The organism is Ruegeria sp. AE4, assembly GCF_056542185.1.
On the sequence record NZ_JBQFZK010000052.1, the window covers coordinates 1 to 1,231 of the forward strand.

The 1,231-nt window shown below is 56.7% G+C and carries 1 protein-coding gene; it reads left to right on the forward strand.

What is annotated here, in order from left to right; genetic code table 11:
- Positions 1–63: 63 nt before the first annotated feature.
- Positions 64–1,193, forward strand: a protein-coding gene (locus ACR0EK_RS20300; protein WP_480547728.1) for an IS3 family transposase whose coding sequence is annotated in 2 segments (ribosomal slippage) — positions 64–307 and positions 307–1,193 — 1,131 coding nt in all. Because the reading frame shifts where the segments join, the coding sequence is not laid out codon by codon here.
- The last annotated feature ends 38 nt before the right edge of the window (positions 1,194–1,231 follow it).

The window sequence follows — 1,231 nt, forward strand, 5'->3', positions numbered from 1 at the left end:
TGGACGTGTCGCGGTTTGCTGCCGCTCCTTTGATAGCATTTATTGCAGCAAAGGAGACGAACTATGGGACTGAAACGGACGGACGAATTTCGCGCTGACGCTGTGCGGATCGCACTGACGAGCGGGCTGACGCGCAAGCAGGTAGCATCTGATTTGGGCGTTGGTCTTTCGACACTGAACAAGTGGGTGACAGCACATCGTGACACTGAGGTGGTGTCTGACAAAGACCTCGACCTTGCCCGAGAGAACGAACGACTTCGACGTGAAAACCGCATCCTGAAGGAGGAGAGGGACATCCTAAAAAAGGCCACAGCCTTCTTCGCGAGCCAAAAGCCATGAGGTTCCGGTTCATCGAAGAGCATGGCCACGAATTCCCGACCAACCGCCTTTGCCAGGTTCTGGATGTCAGTTCACGTGGACTGCGCGCCTATCGCAGCCGCCCAGCCAGCCAAAGACAGCGAACCGACATGGTGGTCTTGGCGCATATCAAGGAACAATCCCGTCTCAGCCTGGGCAGCTATGGCCGTCCACGGATGACTGAAGAGCTGAAGGAGCTTGGCCTGCCCATCGGCCATCGCCGCGTTGGCCGATTGATGCGCGAGAATGGCATACGCGTCGAACGATCCAAGAAATACAAAGTAACGACCGACAGCAACCACGCCTTCAATATCGCGCCCAACCTGCTGAACCGGGACTTCCGTGCGGATCAGCCGAACCAGAAGTGGGCAGGCGACATCAGTTATGTCTGGACGCGAGAAGGCTGGCTCTATCTGGCTGTTGTTCTCGACTTGCATTCACGTCGCGTGATCGGTTGGGCCGTGTCGAACCGAATGAAGCGTGATCTGGCGATCCGGGCTTTGGAAATGGCTGTGGCGCTGCGGCAGCCGCCAAAGGGATGCATTCACCACACCGACCGTGGCAGCCAATACTGCTCACACGACTACCAGAAGCTCCTGCGTCAGCACGGCTTCCAAGTATCGATGAGTGGCAAGGGAAATTGTTACGACAACTCGGCAGTCGAGACCTTCTTCAAGACCATCAAGGCAGAGCTGATCTGGCGCAGGTCGTGGCACACGCGACGAGACGCGGAACTGGCAATCTTCCAGTACATCAATGGCTTCTACAATCCGCGGCGAAGGCACTCAGCATTGGGCTGGAAAAGCCCTGTCGCATTCGAAAGGAAAGTGGCTTAAACGAGCACTTGGGGCGGCACAAAAACGGGACAGGTCCA